General features: G+C 67.8%; 6 protein-coding genes. All 6 read left to right on the top strand.

The window, feature by feature from the left end; translation table 11 throughout:
- Positions 1-252, top strand: a 252-nt coding sequence (locus VED21_RS27070) for an enoyl-CoA hydratase-related protein (protein WP_324887935.1), incomplete at its 5' end; no start/stop codon positions are given.
- Positions 242-1,081: an ABC transporter ATP-binding protein gene (locus VED21_RS27075; protein ID WP_324887937.1), complete on the top strand. Its 840-nt coding sequence runs from the start codon at positions 242-244 to the stop codon at positions 1,079-1,081. The genes VED21_RS27070 and VED21_RS27075, both read left to right, overlap by 11 nt.
- Before the next feature lie 157 nt (positions 1,082-1,238).
- A complete protein-coding gene (locus VED21_RS27080; protein ID WP_324887939.1) occupies positions 1,239-2,123 on the top strand; it encodes a branched-chain amino acid ABC transporter permease in 885 nt (294 codons plus the stop codon).
- A gap of 3 nt (positions 2,124-2,126) precedes the next feature.
- Positions 2,127-3,170 (top strand): branched-chain amino acid ABC transporter permease, encoded by a 1,044-nt coding sequence (locus tag VED21_RS27085; RefSeq protein ID WP_324887941.1) that lies wholly within the window; start codon positions 2,127-2,129, stop codon positions 3,168-3,170.
- 21 nt (positions 3,171-3,191) lie between these two features.
- Entirely contained in the window at positions 3,192-4,361 is a 1,170-nt protein-coding gene (locus VED21_RS27090) for an ABC transporter substrate-binding protein (RefSeq protein WP_324887943.1), read from the top strand.
- Positions 4,362-4,363: 2 nt separating this feature from the next.
- On the top strand, positions 4,364-5,062 hold a 699-nt coding region (locus VED21_RS27095; protein ID WP_324887945.1), incomplete at its 3' end, for an ABC transporter ATP-binding protein.

Genomic DNA, 5,062 nt, shown 5'->3' on the forward strand with positions numbered 1-5,062 from the left:
CTCGTCAACCGCGTGGTGCCGGCCGCCAGCCTCGCCGACGAAACCAGCGCCCTCGCGGCCCGCCTCGCCGCTGGCCCCACCCGTTCCTACGCCCACATCCGCCGCCTGCTGCGCCAGTCCTGGACGGCGACGCTGGCCGAACAGCTGGACGCCGAGCGCGACGCCTTCTGCGCGTCCGCCGCGACCGAGGATTTCAAGGAAGGCATCACCGCCTTCTTCGAGAAGCGGGGGGCGAACTTCCATGGCCGCTGACGTGGCGCATCTTCACACCCCCATCCTGGAGGTGGACGACCTGACGCTGGCCTTCGGCGGCGTCAGGGCGCTGAACGGCGTGACCTTTCCGGTGGCGCGCGGCTCCATCACCTCGGTCATCGGGCCGAACGGGGCGGGCAAGACGTCCCTCTTCAACTCCATTTCCGGCTTCTACAAGCCGACCGGCTCCGTCCGCTTCGAAGGCCAGCCGATCGAGCGGCTGCACGCGCCGGAACGCGCGAAGCTCGGCCTCGCCCGCACGTTCCAGAACATCGCGCTGTTCCGCGGCATGACCGTGCTGGACAACATCAAGCTGGGCCGCCACGCGCACATGAAGACCGGCGTGCTGGACGCGCTCTTCTACCTCGGCCGCGCGAAGCGGGAGGAGATGGAACTGCGGCGCGACGTCGAGGAACGCATCATCGACTTCCTGGAGATCGACCACATCCGCAAGGCCCCCGTCGCCGCCCTGCCCTACGGCCTGCAAAAGCGCGTGGAGCTGGCGCGTGCGCTCGCCATGCAGCCCAAGGTCCTGATGCTGGACGAGCCCGTCGCCGGCATGAACCGCGAGGAGACGGAGGACATGGCCCGCTTCATCCTCGACGTGCGCGAGGAATGGGGTGTGACCGTGCTGATGGTCGAGCACGACATGGGCATGGTGATGGACATCTCCGACCACGTGGTGGTGCTGAACTTCGGCACCGTGATCGCGCAAGGCGTCCCGCGCGAGGTGCAGGCGAACCCCGAGGTGGCCGCCGCGTATCTCGGCTCCGGCAACGTCGACGACCTGCGCCAGCGCCTCGGCGCCGACACCCGGCAGGTGGCGTGATGCGGAACGTGTTCTGCCCCCTCCCTAACCCTCCCCCGCGTTGCGGTGGAGGGGACTGCCGCCGCCGCGCCACCAAACCCTCCACCTCGAAGAGGGGGAGGGTGGCTGAGCGCCAGCGAAGCCGGGAGGGGGCCCCCTCCCCCAAGGAGGCACGCTGATGGACTTCGACTGGCTCCTCCTCTTCGAGGTCAGCCTGGCCGGGCTGGGCACCGGCGGGCTGTACGCGCTGACGGCCCTCGCCTTCGTCGTCATCTACAAGGCGACGCGCGTGGTGAACCTCGCCATCGGCGAGATCCTGATGCTGGGCGCCTACGCCTTTTTCGGCTTCGCCGCCTCCATGGCGCTGCCCTGGTGGGCCGCGGCCCTGGGCGCGCTGGCCGTGGCCGGCGTGTTCGGCGCGGTGGTCGAACGCCTCGTCATCCGCCCGATGCTGGGCGAAAGCCCGATTTCCGTCTTCATGGTCACGGTCGGCCTGGGCAGCATGCTGGTCGGCGTGGTCGAGCTGATCTGGACCGCCGACCCGCACCGCCTGCCCGAATTCATGCCCAACACCCCGATCTTCATCGGCGAGGCGTTCCTGGCGCCCAAGATCGGCTACGGCTTCCTGGTCGCCGCCGTGGTCATCGCCGCCTTCGTCCTGGCCTTCCGCTACTGGCGCGGCGGTGTGGCGCTGCGCGCCACGGCCAGCGATCAGGCGGCGGCCTACTCCATGGGCATCAACGTGCCGGGCGTCTTCTCGCTGGCCTGGGTGATCGCCTGCATGGTGGCGGCGGGGGCCGGCATCCTGGTCGGCTCCATCGGCGGCATCTCCTCCACCATGGGCGTCTTCGGCCTGTCGGTGCTGGTGGTGGTCATCGTTGGCGGGCTGGACAGCGTGCCGGGCGCGCTGGTCGGCGGCCTGTTCATCGGCCTCGTCGAGGCGCTGGCCGGCTCCTACCTCGGCGGCGAGTTCAAGCTGCTCGCCACCTTCACGCTGCTGGTCGCGGTGCTGATGGTCCGCCCCTACGGCCTGTTCGGCACCCGCGAGATCGAGAGGCTGTAGGCCATGCGCATCGCTTCCGCCAAGCAAACCTACGCCGCCGACGAGGCGCTGTTCGACAGCGCGGCGCAGCGCGGCTGGTTCGCCGTCCTGCTGTTGGCGCTGGTCCTGTTCCCCTTCGCCGCCGACCAGTACTGGGCCTATCTGGCCTGCCTCGCGCTCATCAACGTGATCAGCGCCACGGGCCTGAACATCCTCACCGGCTACACCGGGCTGGTCAGCCTGGGACAGGCCGCCTTCATGGGGGTGGGCGCCTACACCGTGGCGGTGCTGGAGGCGCGGCTGGGCACGCCCTTCCTCCTCAACCTGCTGGCCGGCGGCTTCCTGGCCGCGGGCGTCGGCATGGTCGTCGGCGTCCCCAGCCTGCGGGTGAAGGGGCTGTACCTCGCCATCGCGACCATCGCGGCCTCCATCATCCTGCACTTCGTCTTCGCCAACTGGACGGCGGTGACCAAGGGGGTGAGCGGCATCAACGTGCCCCCGGCCCGCGTCGCCGGCATCGACCTGGACACGCCGTTCAAGCTGTACTGGGTCATCATGCCGCTGGCGGTGCTGATGCTGCTGGGTGCGGCCAACCTGTTCCGCACGCGCATCGGCCGCGCCTTCATCGCCATCCGCGACCGCGACATCTCGGCCGAGGTGCTGGGGATCCCCTTGCTGCGCACCAAGCTCATGAGCTTCGCGCTGTCGTCCTTCTACGCGGGCGTGGCGGGGGGCCTGTGGGCCTACTTCTTCCGCGTGGTGACGCCGGAGAGCTTCCCGCTGATCCTGTCGATCTTCTTCCTGGCCGCCATCATCGTCGGCGGCATGGGGACGATCCTCGGCGCCATCCTGGGCGCCGTGTTCATGACCCTGGTGCCGGAGCTGCTGAAGCTCGGCGTCGGCCTCGTCAGCCCCTTCTGGCCGAACGCTGCGGTGGTCCTGTCGCCGGTGCGCACGGTGGTGTTCGGCGGGCTGATCGTCGGCTTCCTGATCTTCGAGCCGCAGGGCCTTGCCGAGATGTGGCGGCGCACGCGGCGCTTCTTCCACCTCTGGCCCTTCAAAACCTGACAACAAACGGGAGGAATCGCGATGTTGAGGCTTACCAGACGGGGTTTGGGTGCGCTGGCGCTGGCCGCGGGTGTCGCGGCGTCGCTGCCGGCCAAGGCCGCCGACGATATCGTGCTGGGCGGCTCGATCCCGATGACCGGCGTGTTCGCCTTCGCCGGCATCGGCATCCAGGCGGGCATCACCGACTATCTGAAGATCGTCAACGATGCCGGCGGCATCAAAGGGCGCAAGGTCCGCTTCGCCTTCGAGGACACGGCCTACAAGGTCGACGCCTCCGTCGCCGTCTTCAACAAGATCGTCGCCCAGGACAAGCCGAACCTCTACTACGGCGACTCGACCGCCTTCTCCAAGACCATCAACCCGGAGCTTGAGCGCAACGGCAACATGATCATGGCCGGCGCCTCCTTCGCGACCGAACTGAACGATCCGAAGAAGTACCCGCTGCAGTTCATGGCCGGCCCCGACTACACGGAGATGTTCGGCATCCTGCTGCGCTACATCGCCAAGGAGAAACCGGGCGCCAAGGTCGCCTTCGTCAATTCCGACACGGAGTTCGGCCGCGACCCCATCGCCACGTCCGAGAAGAAGGCGGCCGAGCTGGGCCTGAAGGTGGTGGAGAAGATCGTCACCCCGCCGGGCAGCGTCGACGTGTCGACCGAGGTGCTGAAGCTGCGCCGCGCCGCCCCGGACTACACCATCTTCCACGGCTACGTGATGGCGCCGATCCCGGAGTTCATCGCCCAGGCCAAGCAGATGGGCATGACCAGCAAGTTCATGGGCACGTTCTGGAGCATGGACAACTCCATGGTCCAGAAGATGGGGGACCTCGCCGACGGCTTCATGGGCGTGATGCCCTACCGCTATTATTATGACGACGAGGGCAACGCCCCGATGCTGGCGAAGATCCGCGAGATGCGCCAGGAATACCAGTCAACGCCGTACCTCCAGGGCTTCCTCACCGCCATGCTGATGGTCGAGGCGACCAAGCGCACGCTGGACGCCGGGCAGGAACTGACCGGCAAGAACCTCAAGGCCGCGCTCAACTCCATCAAAGACTTCGACACCGGCGGCATCATCGGCGTTCCGATCTCCGTTCCCGGCAACTCCATCCCGGTGGGCCGCATCTACAAGGCCGACGTGAAGAAGAAGCTGATGGTCCCGGCTTCCGACTGGATCAAGCTGGAGCAGTGACCATGATGGCCGCGGAGCCGATCCTCGAAGTGAACAACATCGAGGTCATCTACAAGAAGACCATCCAGGTCCTCCGTGGCCTGTCGCTCGCGGTGCCGAGGGGGGAGATCGTCGCCCTCCTCGGTTCCAACGGCGCTGGGAAGTCGACCACGCTGAAGGCCATCTCCAACCTCCTGCGCCTGGAGAACGGCGAGGTCAGCGCCGGCCAGATCCGCTTCGACGGCCGCCCGGTGGCCGAGCGCACCCCGCACGGCCTGGTGCGCGCCGGCCTCTTCCACGTCATGGAGGGCCGCCGCATCTTCGAGGATCTGACGGTGGAGGAGAACCTCGTCGCCGCCACCTATGCCCGTGATGGGAAAGGCCCGGCGGCGGAGCGCTTCGACCTCGTCTACGAATATTTCCCCAACCTGCACGCGCGCCGCGGCGTGCGGGCCGGCTACCTGTCGGGCGGCGAGCAGCAGATGCTGGCCATCGGCCGCGCCCTGGTGGCCGAACCGCAGCTGATCCTCTTGGACGAACCGTCGCTCGGCCTGTCGCCCAAGCTGGTGGAGGAGATCTTCACCATCATCGCCCGCATCAACGCCGAACAGCGCGTCTCCATGCTGCTGGTCGAGCAGAACGCGGCGGTGGCCTTCGCGGTGGCCTCCTACGGCTACATCATGGAAACCGGCCGCATCGTCATCGACGGCCCGGTGGAGCGC

The sequence above is a fragment of the Azospirillum sp. genome, from assembly GCF_035627195.1.
In the GTDB taxonomy this organism is placed as follows: Bacteria; Pseudomonadota; Alphaproteobacteria; order Azospirillales; family Azospirillaceae; genus Azospirillum.

What these genes read in the sequence shown, in the direction of transcription:
- VED21_RS27085 (WP_324887941.1), top strand. Translation starts at nt 2,127, where the DNA reads ATGCGCATCGCTTCCGCCAAGCAAACCTACGCCGCCGACGAGGCGCTG.
- VED21_RS27075 (WP_324887937.1), top strand. Translation starts at nt 242, where the DNA reads ATGGCCGCTGACGTGGCGCATCTTCACACCCCCATCCTGGAGGTGGAC.
- VED21_RS27090 (WP_324887943.1), top strand. Translation starts at nt 3,192, where the DNA reads ATGTTGAGGCTTACCAGACGGGGTTTGGGTGCGCTGGCGCTGGCCGCG.
- VED21_RS27080 (WP_324887939.1), top strand. Translation starts at nt 1,239, where the DNA reads ATGGACTTCGACTGGCTCCTCCTCTTCGAGGTCAGCCTGGCCGGGCTG.